Genomic DNA, 14,514 nt, shown 5'->3' with positions numbered 1-14,514 from the left:
GAAATATTATGGAGATTTTTAAAATATGAATGGATTGAATTTAGCGCCTATAAAGACCGAAAGAGCCTCCTCGCTTACGTTAAAAAAGTGCTGGACAATTTTGGAGGCGAGTATGTAATTAATTTTGCCTAGGTACTTATTGTGTTACACCCGTAGAGAAGAAAACTGCTAAACCCCTCTCCCAAACTGGCAAAAGGGGATAGGTGCGAGGATTGTTAAGCTCTTGCTTTCAACCAATCGCTAATAGCGGGGGGTAAATCCCGTTGCACTTTGCCACTGACATACATTCCGATATGTCCGACGGGGAAAGCACAAGCGGTATAGTCAGAAGTACCGATATAATTCCCTAAAGCGAGGGAAGAAGCGGGAGGTACAAGGTGATCTTTATCCGCATAAAGATTGAGAATTGGCATAGTCAGATTGTGTAAATCTACCCGTTTATCTCCTAACATCACTTCCCCTTTAATCAGTTTATTTTGCTGATAGAAATCCTTGAGAAACTGTCGGTAGGATTCTCCTGCTTGGTCGGGACTATCAAAAATCCATTTTTCCATACGCAGAAAATTAACTAATTTTGATTCGTCTTCCATGATGTCAGGAAAATCGAGGTATTTCTGATAACCTAACTGCAAAGGTTTCAATTCCAGAAACTCTAAGTTGAGAAAATCTCCCGGGATATTGCCCATAGTATCTACCATTAAATCGATGTCTAATGCTTCGGCTCCCAAGGAACACCCCCCGCGCATATTTAAGAGGGTCTCGGTTTGATAAAAGTCCACCGGTGTCACCATTGTCACCAGATTTTTTACCTTATCGGGATAGAGGGAACTATAGCATAAACTAAAGGTTCCCCCCTGACAGATTCCTAACAGATTAATTTTGTCGAGATGGTGACTTTGACGAATAAAATCGACGCAATTATCCACATAACCATTGATATAATCATCAAGGGTTAACCAGCGATCGCTTCTGGTGGGATATCCCCAATCAATTAAGTAGATATCTAAGCCTAATTTCAGCAGATTTGCTACTAAAGAACGCCCTTCCTGTAAATCTACCATGTAGGGACGATTGACCAAAGCATAAACCATCAACAAGGGAATCTCGAAGGGTTTTTCGACCACGGGTTTAAAGTGGTAGAGAATGATTTTATCTTCCCGATAAACTGCTTCTTTTTCCGAGACTCCACACTCAATATCTTCTTCTTTAACTCGTTTGAGATTGTCTAAACCTTTGAGATTTTTCTGAGTTAATTCTAGATAATCTTGGGTAAAATCTTCCAGTTTTACTTGCGTCAAAAATGGCCACATAATTTAATTCTCCTAGAAAAGTGTGGAAGTGGGGATTTTTCAGTGAGCAGTGAACAGTAAACAGTAATCAGTGAAAAGAAAGTTCCGAAGTTTTCACCTAACACTATATACTGAAAACTGCAATCCGATAACTGATAACTGATAACTGATTGTCAAGCACAATTAACTAATTGTTACTTTCTGTTTCTTTTTTTTCTCCTAAAGCTTTTTTGAGACTTTTTACCTCTTTGCGTAATTCATAGATAGTCCGATGAATTTCATCGACTTCGCTGCGGGTAGGCAGATTCATTGAGCGCAGGTAAATTTCCATTAAATCCTGCTGTTTGAGGCGATAATCATTGAGGGAATTAATAAATTTTCCCCTTACTTTTAGGTTTTCTGGTTGACAAAAAGCCTTTTCAAAAATATCATCAGCGACGACACTCCACACATCTTGAAATTCTCGCCAATCCTTGACAGGTTGACCTTTTTCTGCTAAGAAAACTAATTTTTTAGTTAAAGCTTCAAAGGATTTAACTTGAATATCAGCCAGCACAATTTGATAGTTAATACTAGCTTGATAAAGAACGCGCCAAGTTTCAAAACTATCGAGTAATTTGCGGTTAAATTCTCGTGGCAATCCCAATAAAGGCATCTGTAACCATTGGCCAAAAGTCTCATCATAAAACTTCTGCCAATAGATATTATTGAGTTCGATCAAGGAAGAAGTGTTACCTAACCAAGCTTTGGTTATTGTGTCATTTGACAGGACGAAAGGATCGAACCATAAATGATTGAGACTTTGTAATTGTTGCAGGTAAATTGTCCATAGTTGACTGACATCTTGACTACTTTGGGAAGTGGTAGTAGTAAAACTATTCAGTTGACCGCGCATCTGTTGGGTATAATTATCTAAAATTGTTTGCCAGTCTTCTCCTGTTTGCATTTTCGGGAAGATACTTTCCCAAGCTTCCATCGATAATTTTAGGAATTTGATCAATAAATCCCGATTATCAAAATAGCGCTGGGTTGCCTCTTGTAATTCTGGTTTAATATTGCCCATAGGAGTCGGTATCGCTCCCATCATATCAAACCAACTTGACCACATTTTTGCCCCGGTTTCTGTCCAAAGATTGACGTAATCGGTGGCCATCTCACTCCAAGCTTGTGTCGGTTTATCCATTATTTTTGCCCTTTTCCTTTAACGCTGATTTCGCTAGTTTACTAACCCACTCTACACCCGATAACTGATAACTGATAAGTCATATTTTTCCAGACTTGGCAATTTTTGCTAGTAATCTTAACGCTTCATTGACTGAGGCTGAATCTTGAAAAATTTCCGCCACATCGGGATCGAGAATTATCACATTACTAGCCTGTCGATAAGCTTGATAATATTTGCCACGAATACCATCAGAAAAGTCATATTCAGTTCGCATCTCGTCATTAACCGTTTCTTCAGACTCCTGATTCATAATTTTTTCTCTCCTGTTTACTAGCTAAACGGGCGCTAAATAACGGAGGCAAGGAGCAGGAGGCCGTTTTTGTAATGGGGATTTATGCCCCGCTCCAAAAACTTTTCGCCTTAAGGCGAGGTTTTAGAACCGATTTTTTCGATAACAAACACATTTTCCATCTTTGAATTAGATAACTGATAACTTACCCACTGATAACTGATAACTGATAACTGATTAGGTGTGATGGGCCCCATTAACTCTGAGGACTTCTCCAGAGACATAACTGCTGGCAACAGGAGAGAGTAAATAGGCAGTTGCCCAGGCGATATCTGCGGGTTCACCGAAGCGACGACAGGGAATTTCGGCGGTGATTTTATCGCGAACTTTATCGGGAATTGCTAAAGTCATTTCCGTGTTAATAAACCCCGGTGCGATCGCATTGGCGCGAATATTATAACGGGCAGCTTCTCGCGCTAAGGATTTGACTAAACCGATAACTGCCGCTTTTGTAGCCGCGTAATTAGTTTGGCCGGCATTACCGCGATCACCGGAAATAGAACTAATACAAACGATCGATCCCGCTTGTCGTTCGTACATTCCCTCAATAAACGGCTTAATCGTGTGATTAACCCCTTTTAGGTTGACATTAATCACTAAATCCCAATCTAGCGGCGTTAATTTAGGGAAAAAGTTATCTCTGGTAATCCCCGCGTTAGCGACGATACCGTAAACCGGCCCCAATTCCGCTTCAATTTGTTGAGCTGCCGCTTCCATGGATTCCAACTTAGTCACGTCGGCGACAATGCCTAAACCCTGGGGATTATCGGCGACTAAATCCGTGTAAGCCACCTTGGCCCCCAAATCTATCAAAAGAGAGACAATAGCCGCCCCAATGCCTCGATTTCCGCCCGTCACGACGATAACTTTTTCCTCTAGTCCGAGAGATACCATAGCTTTTTCCTCCTAAACTCTTTCAATTGCGATCGCTGTTCCGCCACCGGTCCCATGACAGATGGCCGCCATACCGAGGGTTTTATCCTGTACTTTCAACGCGTTAATTAACGTCACCAGAATCCGCGCACCGGAAGCACCGATGGGATGACCCAATGCGATCGCACCACCGTGAACGTTTTGTTTTTCCCTAGCTAACCCCAGATCCATCTCAAAAAGCAGATTATTTAAGGCAAAAGCTTCGTTATTTTCCACTAAATCGAAATCTTCGATCGTTTTATTGAGAGATGCCAGTAATTTTTTCACCGCGAGGACGGGAAATTCTGGGAAGCGATCGGTTTTGCCAGCACCCACAGCACCGCCAAGGATTCTGGCAATTGGTTTTAAACCGTACTGATCCACAGCTTTTTGACTGGCTAAAAGGATAGCGGCGGCCCCATCGGAAATCTGACTACTATTCCCTGCGGTTAAAACTCCCGACGGATTAAAAGCTGGCCGCAGTTTTCCTAAACCTTCCGGGGTACTATCGGAACGAATACCCTCATCTTGATCAAGAATTGTGGAACCTTTCTTAGATTTAAGCTCAATTGGCACGATTTCGCCATTAAACCAGCCTTTTTCTGTGGCTGTGGCCGCTCTTTGGTGGGATAAAGCGGCAATTTCATCTAATGCTTGCCGAGAGACACCGCGATCAAGACAGAGGCGATCAACTTGGGAACCCATGCCCTCAGTCGTGGTAGCATCGGTTAAGCCATCGTGTAGTAATAGGTCGGTTAATTGTTCCGGCGCACCCATAAGGAATTTATAACCCCACCGGGCCCGATGGGAGAGAAAAAAGCCGGTTTGGGACATGGATTCGATGCCACCGGCGAGGACGATATCCGCTTCTCCGGCGCGAATTGAGGTGGCAGCGTTACTAACGGCAATCATTCCCGAAGAACAAACCATATCCACCCGATATCCGTCCACGCTTACGGGAATTCCCGCTTTAATCGCCGCTTGCCGGGGAATTAACTGACCATGGCCCGATCCCAAAACATTGCCGAAAATGTACAAATCTAGGGCTTCTGGGGGCAAATTAGCGATTTCTAGGGCAGATTTCATCACTGTTGCCCCTAAATCGGCCGGGGATAATCCGATTAATCCCCCACCAAAACGACCAATTGGAGTCCGGACAGCGGCCACGATATAAACTTCTTGCATAGACTTCTCTCTATTGGGAAGCGAAGATAATAGATAGAATTTACTTAAGAATATCGAGTCCGAAAAGATCAAAATCCCAATTGACTGTCATTGGTTACAAGTTCCTGGCCTCGATGCCTTGAGTTTTTGTCTATCTACCCTCGATTTTGCAACAGAATTTCTGTGTCAGAAGATATATTCATTAGAATTTAACTTTTCCGGCAGCAATCCCCTTTTTTTATGGATTTAGTCAAGCGCCTAGTTTTTATCGGTGGTGGCCATAGTCATGCGATCGCCCTTCGTCTTTGGGGGCAATCACCCCTAAAAAACGTTCAATTAACTTTAATTAGCGATGTCACCCATACCCCCTATTCGGGAATGTTACCCGGCCACATCGCCGGTTTTTATGATTTTGCCGAGACTCATATCGATTTACCTTCTCTAGCTAGGTATTCTCAAGCGCAATTCTGTTTAGACAAGGCTAATTTTATAGATACGGAAAAATGTCAAGTAATTTGTCATAATTCTTCACCGATTCCCTTTGATTATCTCTCGATCGATATCGGCAGCATCCCGGCAGTGGATAATGTTATCGGTGCTAAAGAGTACGCTATCCCCGCCAAACCCGTGCCGATTTTTCGGGAAGGATGGCAAGAAATACTCAAAAAAGCGGTTAGTAACCCTAATAATACTCTAAATATCGTCATTGTTGGTGGTGGTGCAGGCGGAGTTGAATTAGCTTTAAATATGCAGTCCCGTTTGGCCAAAATTCTCAACTCTAGCAGTAATTTGAATTTATCTCTAATTCATCGAGGAAAAAAACTCCTATCAGCCCATAATAATTGGGTCGGTCAACGTTTGGAGAATATTTTTAAACAAAGGGGAATTAGATTATATTTATCAACGGATGTGACGGCAGTGCAAGCAGACCAGATTATCTGTTCATCGGGGTTAGTTTTACCGATGGATTATACAATTTGGGTAACGGCTGCCTCGGCCCCTAGTTGGATTAAAGCGTCAGGATTACTGACAGATGAAAAAGGGTTTATTTTAGTGAATAATTATCTGCAATCTCTTTCCCATCCCCATATTTTTGCCGTGGGAGATATTGCCACGATTCCAGATTATCCCCGTCCGAAAGCGGGAGTTTTTGCCGTCCGACAAGGAAAACCACTGTTCGATAATTTAGCAAGAATTCTGCAAAATCAGCCCCTAAAACCCTATTTTCCCCAGAAAAATTATCTGAGTTTAATTGGGACAGGAGACCAAAAAGCGATCGCATCTTGGGGCGGTTTTGGCTGGCAATCACCGTTATTATGGTTATGGAAAGATCGGATCGATCGAGCTTTTATGAGACAATTTGATAAGCTCTAGTTAATAAGTAGGTAGGTGTTAAAAATTATCAGACACCCCCCTTATCAAGGGGGGATTAAGGGGGGATCAGAGGCAAAATTGCTGATTATCGTCCAATAGCACCGAGTTACTGTCAAGGCCGTTGGGAGTAAAATCTGATTTGGGAATCCCACAACCTGATAAAGTAAAAATCGTCCCGATACCTTGACTGGTTAAGGGAGAGAACGTCAATAGTTTGTTAAATAGTACATATAAACCAATGCCACGTCTTCGCTCGATTATTTCCCTAGTTTTAGTCCTAGTTACTACCCTGCTGGTTAGTTGCAGTGGTCCCCAAGCAACTATCCCCAACGTTTACAGTCCGCAAAAAATCCAACAGTTACAGGTTTACATCCAACCCATAGAAGGATTTCGCGAAAAAATGAGCGTTTTGCAAGACCTCATCGCTGACAAAAATTGGGTAGATACTCGCACCTATATCCACGGCCCTTTGGGGCAATTGCGTCAGGAAATGGTAGGATTATCCCGTAATTTACTGCCCAAAGACCAAGAAAAGGCCAAGCAGTTAGCGAAAAATCTTTTCGTTCACTTTGAACGTATCGATGCAGCAGCCAAAGAAAAAGATGCTAGTCTCGCTGCTAATCAGTTCCAAGAAGCATTAAAAGACTTCGATGCTTTCTTAAATATTGTTCCTAGTTAGTTTGTATCAGTGATCGGTGATCGGTGATCACCGATCGGGCCGCAGCTAAAAAACCGATAAGTGCTATTTTGGTTTAGTTTGGACGCTGATCGGGCCATTAACCATGGTTTGACAGGCTAAACGATAATTTTCGGGTTTTTTCTTCAGACAGCGCTGTTCAAAGTCGGTTTTAGCCGAGAGATTTTCCATTCCCTCGACAATTGCCACTATACAAGTACCGCACTGACCGTAACCGCCACAATTCATCAATTTACCGCTAAAAGTGTAGATATCAACGCCATTCTGGACTGCTTTCTCTCGTAAATTCGCTCCATCTGCCGCCACCACGATCTTATTCTCTTTGACGAAGTTGATGTTACCCATGACTGTGTTACCCTAAATTTTTGCAAATTAATATTAAAAAATATTAAATTTTTTCGATTGTAACATTTTTGGCTCGCTCTTCTAAATATTCGGCGATGCCAATAGCGATCGCTTTTTTACCGATAAATTTTCCCAGTGCCGCTTTTGTGACCAAATAAGCCACCTGTTCCCCTTGATCGCCCTTTTCCTCACCCCTATTAGCAATGACCGCCTGATAGCCCTTTTCTAGGCGTTTACGGGCGATTTCCAGTAACTCTTCCTGACTGACTCCCTCCTGATACTTGAAAGTCACCATCTCTAAATCGGGAAATGTTTCTCTCACCTTGTCAATCACTTTTTCCGTCGGCACAAAATTAAGATTTAACTGCCCTCCACTGGGAATCTTACCAGAAAAAGGGCTTTCTAAGCGATAATCTGCCACTGCCGCCGAAAAAATCCCAAATTTATAATCTTTACTCTCTAATTCTCCCATAACCTTCCCTAGATACTCGTCATAAGTTTCAATAATTTCGTGGGGTAAATAAGCGGGGGGTGTATAGCTGCCCCGTCCGTGGATTAACTGCACCTTGGCCCCGCGCAGGTATAATTCTTCTGCAATAGCGGCCCCTAATTGTCCAGTAAAACGATTGGTTAAACGACGAATATTATCGATAATCACGGGTGTGGGTCCACCGGTGACTAAAATCGGCCTATTTTTCAGGACAGAATTACTGAGAATCCCACAGGCTGCCACGGTAATCTCTTTTTCCCCGGGGAGATTGTGCTTACCGTAATCATCCCGGGGTGACATAATCTGGACTCCCAAGCGATCGAGAGTTTGCAAAGATTCGCTCAGAATAGCATTATGTAAACTGCCGTGCATGGTGGGGACGAGCAGAATTTTAGTTTTTCCCTTTTCCAGTCGTCCCAAGGCCGAGGCCAAGCATGAAGTGATCACTCCGTCAGCGATTCCGTAACGAAACTTATTAATCGTGTTATAGGTAGCAGGGGCGACTAAATAAAGATCAAAGGGACATTGATCGCTTAAATGTTCTGCTTTTGCCGTTAATTGACTAACTACGGGATTAAGCGTACTCCATTCCAAAGCTTCCTTAGTGACGTATCTTAAAGCTTCTTCCGAGACAAAAGCCACGACTGTGGCCCCGAATTTCCGCAAAGATCGGGCAATTAGCGGCGCTTTCATGGCCGCAATCCCTCCTGTCACCAGTAAAGCAATCCTTTTACCCCAGAGATGATGATTTTCTAAGGGTACTTCGCGATCGCCTAAGTCCGAATCCGTGGGAGGGGAGAAATTCCAAGTCATAAATTTGGGGGAATGGGGGAATGGGGGAATGGGGGAATGGGGGAATGGGGGAATGGGGGAATGGGGAAATGGGGGAATTCAACTAAAAAACCCCAAAACCCCAAAACCCTAAAATCTCAATACCCAACACCTTCTAACTGATAACTGATCACTGATAACTGATTCGGTTATCCCTATTCGGGATTTGTCTATCTCTGAGCGAGAAACTCGTTATGCTAGTAAATAAAGGGTTGCTTCGGTGTTCTTATGATTGACAAAATTTTAACTAAAGTTCGATCGCTTGCCAAGCCGTTATTAGTTCTAGGATTAGTGACAACGCTGATTTTCGGTTCTATTCCCAGTGCTTTAGCGGCATCGGGGGGTAGAATGGGTGGCGGTAGTTTTCGCGCCCCTAGTCGCAGTATTAGCCCTTCTAGAGGTGGTGGTTACAGTTCCCCCGGTTACGGTGGCGGTATTGGTTTTCCCTTCCTCTTACCCTTCTTTTGGGGTGGTGGTGGCGGTGGCTTAATATCTCTGTTAATCTTTTTTGCTATTGCCAATTTCCTCGTTAATGCTTTCCGTAATGGTGGAGGCAGTGATGAGAATGGTATGACGATAGAATCCGGTTATGAAACCGTCTCCGTGGCTAAAGTACAGGTGGGTTTGTTGGCTAATGCCCGTTATCTGCAACAAGAATTAAATCAAATCGCCCTAACTGTCGATACTAGCACCTCCGAGGGACGAGTCGAAGTCTTACAAGAATCGGCCCTCGCCCTGTTACGTCATCCAGAATACTGGGTTTATGGTAACGTCGATTGCCAACAAACCAGCCTCAGCAGTGCAGAAGCGAAGTTTAATCAGTGGTCTCTTAACGAACGCGGTAAACTAACGGCGGAAACCTTAACTAATTACAATAATCAACTGCGTCAAGGTTCTCAAGAAAATATTTTACCCGAATCGGCTGGGGAATTAGCTAAAAGCGCACCGGAAGGCTATATTTTGGTGACTATTTTAGCCGGCATTGTTGGTAAATTTTCTCTACCGAAAATTAATGACTCCCAAGACTTGAAACAGGCCCTGCAACAAATTGGTAGTATGGGAGGCGATCGACTTTTAGCAGTAGAAGTGATTTGGACCCCCCAAAGCGAGGGTGATATTCTCAGTCAAGATGACATTCTCGCCAATTATCCCGATCTGAAATTAGTGTAATTTGTCGGGGAATAACTCTAGATATTGGCTAAAATCTCCCTTATTACGGGGAGATTTTTTGATTAGGGTTTTCTAAAAAAATCAATTGGCCGGTGATGGGGTGAGTTTCGTAGGTTAGTCCCTCGGAAGGAAACCTAACAACTCCACCGATTATGGCTAAATCCTGTTAAAAGGCATAGAAGAGCAGGGAGCAGCGAAAAACAATTCATAACTTGGCAGTCAATCATACTATTAAAAACCGATTTGGTAAGTACCTAAGCAAAATTAATTACACATCTAAGCCACTACTCCGTCAGACTTCTGGTGTGAGGAAACAGTGAACTGAAAACTCAAATCCGATCCCTAATAGCTGTCTCCCGTCTCCCGTCTCGGAGTCTCCTGTCTCGACTAGGAAATTAATTTTGCACGACTACTTATTAGACATCTCCAAAATTCAGGCTAGATTGAGGTTAATTGCTGGAGATGTCAATGTACTGCAAGGGAATCAGGAACCGCCCAAGATCCATTGGGTCGCTACCTCGGTTTCCCCCCAAGGGAACTGCCTAACTTCAGCTGAGACAAAGTGGGAAGCCAGACTTTCGATCAGTTTAACCAGAGTGGAATCAGTCACCACTGCAACTTTACTGACGTACTTGTGATGGTCGCGTATCAGCCGGAAATGGGCGACCAAGGCACCAAAACTATCCCAACCAGTGAACTCGGGAACTTCAATGATCACGCCAGCAAGGCCACCAGTGGCTTCAATGTGGGGATCCACTGCCTCCGCAATCTTGACAAAATCTTCTGCCGCAAGTGCAGATGTAGGTCGCATACAGAGAATGCTATGCGCCGCGTCTAAATTATAATCTATCATAGTTTGCCTCTCCCAAATGGTCGAAGTCTAACTCTATGCTATCACAAATAGACGGTTTCACCAGAATTACTAGACGAGCTATAACCTCGACATTGTAGCTTATAAACTCTTCACTTTGGCAATGAAAATCTTTCAGCCAATCCTCTCGTTTCATTTCTTGAGGAGACAGATGCTCAAATACTCTTCCCCTCACTTCTACCCCATAGTGTTTTTCATTGATCGTAATTGATCGATCATTCTCCACGCGATCGCTGATGAGATAATCTTGATCATGATAAGCTTTTACGCATTTAAGTTACATTGACAGCATTACCTTTATTTTTCAGTTTTCTACTCCATTTAATAGACCTCTCCAAAAATTATAACCCAATCACAGCTTGCTTTTAGCTTATGTACTAACTAAATAGTTCGATGGCTAGGATGTATATCTATCGTTGCTAATTCAATTTCACTGAAAAAATATGAGGCAATTAAAATCATTTTTATTTGGTTAGATTCTTTAGCTAGAAAGACTTTTGGTCTTAAGATAATATTAGGTCGAGGTCTAATGTAAAAGCTCAATGTAAAAGCTCAGTGACCGCGCCGCGTCCCCAACGGGGGGGGAGGTTCTACCCCCCAAAAGCTTAGATTAGACCTCTTGCAAAAGTCTTAAGTCGATCCTTGTACAACAACATTTTTGAAGATTATCAACTACTAATAAATAATTAACTGAAAGTCCCTCCCATTATTGTTTCTATCGTTTGTTTTCGGATTTATGCAAGAGGTATATTGAGGGAAAAAATCGAAAGTAACGCCCGACTTTAGCAGAGAGTTTCCCCCTAAAAATCCCAACTTAGTAGATTTACAAAAATGAGATGCAGCTCTCTCGTTTCTGTCTGAAAGGAAGAGCCAATATTTTCCTAAAAACGGCGGGTTTTATCGATTCCGTAGAGGATTCCCGTCACCACGGAAGAGAGAATTAATAACAAAATTAATCCTCCAGGTAAAAAGGATAATATTCCCATGCCGCGTAATACATAAACTAACACAGTCACCAATAGGAAACTGAAAAAAAGAGACTTTAAATAACTAGAATTTGAGCGCATTTACTTAGATTAACAGGTCTTCTTGAGTTAAGTTTAACTTTTCGGCAATCATTGCTAGGATTTTTTCTTCCCTTTTTCCGTTACTGATAGATTCCAGTAACCGGCGATTGAGAATAATTTTTTCCCCGTTGGATAAGATTAAAATAATCCCTCGGTAATTAGACCCTAAAAAGCCATTGTAATCTTCTATCTTTGCCTCAACAATTCTCTTTAGAAGATAATCGCTTTCACTTCTAAAAATTAAATGTTGTCGCCTACGGGTTAGGGTGGCGGTACCCTGATTAAAGACATAACTCTCCCAATAGCTGGCATCATAAAATAACAATAGACCAGAGAATAAGCATAACATACCCCAGAGATAATAGGGATAATTATGATGCTGTTCTAGCAGTGCTGACAAGGTATCTAGGGGACTTTTGGAAATAATTTCCCGAGCTTGATATCTATTCACAAAATTCTCAAATCGAGTTTTAAAATCACTAGCTGACTGCACATCTAGAAAATTCTCGATGTAGAGATGGTTATTTCTTCCGACCAATAAAACCGCGTTATTAACAGTTTTTTCCTGCTCAACACTGATAAAAACTTCCTGATAGACAGCCGTAGCTTTAATGTGAGTTAAAGAAAAATTTTCCCGACTAGAAATAGGAAAATTATACTCTTGGACATATTGACAATCTATCCTTTTTGTACCTAACCGAATGCAGTCGAGATAAGCGCGCTGGGAAAAAACTACATAGGCTAAAAACAGAAAAGGAAACCCAGCCAGAAAAAAACCCAGAAAAGGACGATATTTAGGAGCTTTATTCTCTAATAAGAGTGTAGTCAGCGTTTTTTGCTTAACTCGCATAGGAAACCCTACAGGTACTTTGTTCTAATTGTACTACAGCCTTTCGGCATCCTTCTCAGGATCGATTTATTTAATCTGCTGACCGGGAAAATTGTAATGATTATTCACGAAAATCTGAAATCGGTCTCTAGACTGGCTCTATCTTGACCTTTTTTATCTGGATTTGGCACGGTAAAACCCTGTTTATCGAGTTTTTGTAAAGCTTTGGCGGTTTTTTGTTTATTGTTTGCATTTAAATTAAATATATAAATAAAACTGTTTTTATAAGTTTTTGTCGATTTCAGAGACTTTATAGGCTCTAAAAAATTGTTAATCTAATTTTTAAGCTTTTATTCTCACTCTAGCTATAGCAGATAAAAATTGAACCTCTTGCCAAGGGGTGGGGAGATGGTCAATAATTGCGATCAAAGCACTGATAAACAAACTCACCATTCAAGCGTACATTTAGGAGAACTTCCATGCCTTTAACACTTGCAGTCTACGGAAAAGGTGGCATCGGTAAATCGACAACAAGCTGTAATATTTCGGCTGCTTTAGCCAAAAGAGGCAAAAAAGTCCTACAAATAGGCTGTGACCCCAAGCATGATAGCACTTTCACCCTGACAGGCTTTCTTATTCCCACAATCATCGATACCCTACAAGAAAAAGATTTTCACTACGAAGACATCTGGCCCGAAGACGTTATCTATGAAGGTTACGGTGGAGTCAAATGCGTAGAAGCGGGAGGCCCCCCGGCCGGCGCTGGTTGTGGCGGTTACGTCGTCGGGGAGACGGTGAAATTATTAAAAGAATTGAACGCTTTTGATGAATTTGACGTGATTTTGTTCGATGTTTTGGGGGATGTAGTCTGTGGAGGATTTGCCGCACCCTTAAATTACGCCGATTACTGCATAATTGTCACAGATAACGGCTTTGATGCTCTTTTTGCCGCCAATCGCATCGCCGCTTCCGTCCGGGAAAAAGCGCGCACCCATCCCTTGCGACTAGCCGGATTAATTGGTAATCGCACCTCAAAACGCGATTTAATTAATAAATATGTGGATCATGTTCCCATGCCAGTGTTAGAAGTTTTACCCTTAATTGAAGATATTCGCGTCTCCAGAGTTAAAGGTCAAACTCTCTTTGAAATGGCCGACAAAGATCCGATGTTAAGTTACGTTTGTGACTATTATCTCAACATTGCCGATCAGATTTTAGCCAAACCAGAAGGAGTTATTCCCAAAGAATCTGCCGACCGGGAATTATTCACTTTATTATCGGATTTCTATCTTAATGCTGATAAACCCAAAGTTAACGCCGAGGCGGAATTAGATCTAATGATGGTTTAGATTATTTTGTAGGGTGGGTTAGGGACAGCGTAACCCACCAATAACCACCAATAAACTCTTTTTCTGGTTGGGTTACGGCGTATAATTAACTTATTAGTTAATAGCCTAAATTATCGTCGCCTAACCCACCCTACCCACGAATTTTATCGAGGACTTGATAATGATCATTTTTTCCTCTCATTGGGAATTCTAATAGGGAAAACATCATTATTTAGCCAAGGGGACAAAATGAGCAACTTTGAGGAATTAAAAGCAGCACTTAAAGATAAATGGTTGGATTACTACCAAATTAATCAAGCTTGGATTAAGGTTTTTACGACTGCTACTAATTCTTGGATAAACACTCCTGATGGGGGAAAACGTCCTTCTTCTCATCTAATTCTGGGAGTAGCTACTGCTTTAGAAACACAATTATTTATGTGGATGAGTCCTTTTTGTGTTCTCAGCAACGATAGTAATAAACTTGTCGATGCTTTAGGTTTAAATTTTGGCCCTGAGATAGAACTCGAAAAACGAGAAGAAGAAAGAGCAAAAATCCAAGAAGCTGAAGCCATTCCTTTACTGCCTGAAACCAATCCACATACTGAATACCTAAACCAATTCCGCAATTAA

At 42.0% G+C, this 14,514-nt stretch carries 15 protein-coding genes and 2 pseudogenes; 6 read left to right on the top strand and 11 right to left on the bottom strand.

What is annotated here, in order from left to right; all coding sequences use genetic code 11:
- A pseudogene (locus tag O9323_RS09400) lies at positions 1–132 on the top strand (IS630-like element ISMae24 family transposase); the annotation flags it as partial.
- An 83-nt stretch (positions 133–215) separates the two neighbouring features.
- On the opposite strand, the gene O9323_RS09395 reads toward O9323_RS09400, so the two are convergent.
- The 5 genes from O9323_RS09395 to phaA all read right to left on the bottom strand — a co-directional run bounded on the left by O9323_RS09395 (position 216) and on the right by phaA (position 4,900).
- Positions 216–1,310: a class III poly(R)-hydroxyalkanoic acid synthase subunit PhaC gene (locus O9323_RS09395; RefSeq protein ID WP_002737173.1), complete on the bottom strand. Its 1,095-nt coding sequence runs from the start codon at positions 1,308–1,310 to the stop codon at positions 216–218.
- Between the two features lie 166 nt (positions 1,311–1,476).
- Positions 1,477–2,472 (bottom strand): class III poly(R)-hydroxyalkanoic acid synthase subunit PhaE, encoded by a 996-nt coding sequence (phaE, locus tag O9323_RS09390; protein WP_002751547.1) that lies wholly within the window; start codon positions 2,470–2,472, stop codon positions 1,477–1,479.
- 79 nt (positions 2,473–2,551) lie between these two features.
- Positions 2,552–2,764 carry a hypothetical protein gene (locus O9323_RS09385; protein WP_002751545.1) on the bottom strand — a complete coding sequence of 71 codons (213 nt, stop codon included), beginning with the start codon at positions 2,762–2,764 and terminating at the stop codon, positions 2,552–2,554.
- A gap of 216 nt (positions 2,765–2,980) precedes the next feature.
- On the bottom strand, positions 2,981–3,697 hold the full coding sequence (gene phaB / locus O9323_RS09380; RefSeq protein WP_002751543.1) for an acetoacetyl-CoA reductase PhaB: 717 nt from the start codon (positions 3,695–3,697) through the stop codon (positions 2,981–2,983).
- Between the two features lie 12 nt (positions 3,698–3,709).
- Positions 3,710–4,900 (bottom strand): acetyl-CoA acetyltransferase PhaA, encoded by a 1,191-nt coding sequence (gene phaA, locus O9323_RS09375; RefSeq protein WP_288125006.1) that lies wholly within the window; start codon positions 4,898–4,900, stop codon positions 3,710–3,712.
- Between the two features lie 219 nt (positions 4,901–5,119).
- Here phaA and O9323_RS09370 point away from each other — a divergent pair, with 219 nt between their 5' ends.
- Together O9323_RS09370 and psbQ are read left to right on the top strand one after the other, a co-directional pair.
- Complete coding sequence (locus tag O9323_RS09370; RefSeq protein ID WP_149107473.1) at positions 5,120–6,253, top strand: FAD-dependent oxidoreductase; 1,134 nt, start codon at positions 5,120–5,122, stop codon at positions 6,251–6,253.
- A gap of 238 nt (positions 6,254–6,491) precedes the next feature.
- A complete protein-coding gene (psbQ, locus tag O9323_RS09365; RefSeq protein WP_002751539.1) occupies positions 6,492–6,932 on the top strand; it encodes a photosystem II protein PsbQ in 441 nt (146 codons plus the stop codon).
- A 63-nt stretch (positions 6,933–6,995) separates the two neighbouring features.
- Here the strand turns inward: psbQ and O9323_RS09360 are convergent, their stop codons facing one another.
- Together O9323_RS09360 and O9323_RS09355 are read right to left on the bottom strand one after the other, a co-directional pair.
- Positions 6,996–7,295: a 2Fe-2S iron-sulfur cluster-binding protein gene (locus O9323_RS09360; RefSeq protein WP_024968598.1), complete on the bottom strand. Its 300-nt coding sequence runs from the start codon at positions 7,293–7,295 to the stop codon at positions 6,996–6,998.
- 43 nt (positions 7,296–7,338) lie between these two features.
- A complete protein-coding gene (locus O9323_RS09355; protein WP_288125005.1) occupies positions 7,339–8,598 on the bottom strand; it encodes a phosphopantothenoylcysteine decarboxylase domain-containing protein in 1,260 nt (419 codons plus the stop codon).
- A gap of 246 nt (positions 8,599–8,844) precedes the next feature.
- Between O9323_RS09355 and O9323_RS09350 the strand changes: the two genes are divergently transcribed.
- On the top strand, positions 8,845–9,786 hold the full coding sequence (locus O9323_RS09350) for a DUF1517 domain-containing protein (protein ID WP_193978522.1): 942 nt from the start codon (positions 8,845–8,847) through the stop codon (positions 9,784–9,786).
- Positions 9,787–10,270: 484 nt separating this feature from the next.
- On the opposite strand, the gene O9323_RS09345 is transcribed toward O9323_RS09350, so the two are convergent.
- The 4 genes and pseudogenes from O9323_RS09345 to O9323_RS09330 all read right to left on the bottom strand — a co-directional run bounded on the left by O9323_RS09345 (position 10,271) and on the right by O9323_RS09330 (position 12,574).
- Positions 10,271–10,639, bottom strand: a complete 369-nt coding sequence (locus tag O9323_RS09345) for a SpoIIAA family protein (RefSeq protein WP_002751533.1) — start codon at positions 10,637–10,639, stop codon at positions 10,271–10,273.
- Positions 10,626–10,910: pseudogene (locus tag O9323_RS09340) on the bottom strand (papain fold toxin domain-containing protein); the annotation flags it as partial. The gene O9323_RS09345 and the pseudogene O9323_RS09340, both read right to left, overlap by 14 nt.
- Positions 10,911–11,538: 628 nt before the next feature.
- Positions 11,539–11,724: a hypothetical protein gene (locus tag O9323_RS09335; RefSeq protein WP_002751529.1), complete on the bottom strand. Its 186-nt coding sequence runs from the start codon at positions 11,722–11,724 to the stop codon at positions 11,539–11,541.
- 4 nt (positions 11,725–11,728) lie between these two features.
- Positions 11,729–12,574 (bottom strand): hypothetical protein, encoded by an 846-nt coding sequence (locus tag O9323_RS09330; protein WP_002751527.1) that lies wholly within the window; start codon positions 12,572–12,574, stop codon positions 11,729–11,731.
- A 458-nt stretch (positions 12,575–13,032) separates the two neighbouring features.
- Between O9323_RS09330 and bchL the strand changes: the two genes are divergently transcribed.
- Both bchL and O9323_RS09320 read left to right on the top strand, forming a co-directional pair.
- Positions 13,033–13,902 carry a ferredoxin:protochlorophyllide reductase (ATP-dependent) iron-sulfur ATP-binding protein gene (gene bchL, locus O9323_RS09325; protein WP_002735653.1) on the top strand — a complete coding sequence of 290 codons (870 nt, stop codon included), beginning with the start codon at positions 13,033–13,035 and terminating at the stop codon, positions 13,900–13,902.
- A gap of 228 nt (positions 13,903–14,130) precedes the next feature.
- Positions 14,131–14,514 (top strand): DUF5331 domain-containing protein, encoded by a 384-nt coding sequence (locus O9323_RS09320; protein ID WP_002790982.1) that lies wholly within the window; start codon positions 14,131–14,133, stop codon positions 14,512–14,514.

It is taken from the genome of Microcystis sp. LE19-131.1A, assembly GCF_027532015.1.
Taxonomy (GTDB): domain Bacteria; phylum Cyanobacteriota; class Cyanobacteriia; order Cyanobacteriales; family Microcystaceae; genus Microcystis; species Microcystis ichthyoblabe_A.
The sequence above is the reverse complement of the archived record's forward strand: the minus strand, read 5'-3'. Positions and strand labels throughout refer to the sequence as shown.

What these genes read in the sequence shown, in the direction of transcription:
- O9323_RS09370 (WP_149107473.1), top strand. Translation starts at nt 5,120, where the DNA reads ATGGATTTAGTCAAGCGCCTAGTTTTTATCGGTGGTGGCCATAGTCAT.
- O9323_RS09335 (WP_002751529.1), bottom strand. Translation starts at nt 11,724, where the DNA reads ATGCGCTCAAATTCTAGTTATTTAAAGTCTCTTTTTTTCAGTTTCCTA.
- O9323_RS09355 (WP_288125005.1), bottom strand. Translation starts at nt 8,598, where the DNA reads ATGACTTGGAATTTCTCCCCTCCCACGGATTCGGACTTAGGCGATCGC.
- psbQ (WP_002751539.1), top strand. Translation starts at nt 6,492, where the DNA reads ATGCCACGTCTTCGCTCGATTATTTCCCTAGTTTTAGTCCTAGTTACT.
- O9323_RS09395 (WP_002737173.1), bottom strand. Translation starts at nt 1,310, where the DNA reads ATGTGGCCATTTTTGACGCAAGTAAAACTGGAAGATTTTACCCAAGAT.
- O9323_RS09345 (WP_002751533.1), bottom strand. Translation starts at nt 10,639, where the DNA reads ATGATAGATTATAATTTAGACGCGGCGCATAGCATTCTCTGTATGCGA.
- phaE (WP_002751547.1), bottom strand. Translation starts at nt 2,472, where the DNA reads ATGGATAAACCGACACAAGCTTGGAGTGAGATGGCCACCGATTACGTC.
- O9323_RS09385 (WP_002751545.1), bottom strand. Translation starts at nt 2,764, where the DNA reads ATGAATCAGGAGTCTGAAGAAACGGTTAATGACGAGATGCGAACTGAA.
- bchL (WP_002735653.1), top strand. Translation starts at nt 13,033, where the DNA reads ATGCCTTTAACACTTGCAGTCTACGGAAAAGGTGGCATCGGTAAATCG.
- O9323_RS09330 (WP_002751527.1), bottom strand. Translation starts at nt 12,574, where the DNA reads ATGCGAGTTAAGCAAAAAACGCTGACTACACTCTTATTAGAGAATAAA.
- phaB (WP_002751543.1), bottom strand. Translation starts at nt 3,697, where the DNA reads ATGGTATCTCTCGGACTAGAGGAAAAAGTTATCGTCGTGACGGGCGGA.
- phaA (WP_288125006.1), bottom strand. Translation starts at nt 4,900, where the DNA reads ATGCAAGAAGTTTATATCGTGGCCGCTGTCCGGACTCCAATTGGTCGT.
- O9323_RS09350 (WP_193978522.1), top strand. Translation starts at nt 8,845, where the DNA reads ATGATTGACAAAATTTTAACTAAAGTTCGATCGCTTGCCAAGCCGTTA.
- O9323_RS09320 (WP_002790982.1), top strand. Translation starts at nt 14,131, where the DNA reads ATGAGCAACTTTGAGGAATTAAAAGCAGCACTTAAAGATAAATGGTTG.
- O9323_RS09360 (WP_024968598.1), bottom strand. Translation starts at nt 7,295, where the DNA reads ATGGGTAACATCAACTTCGTCAAAGAGAATAAGATCGTGGTGGCGGCA.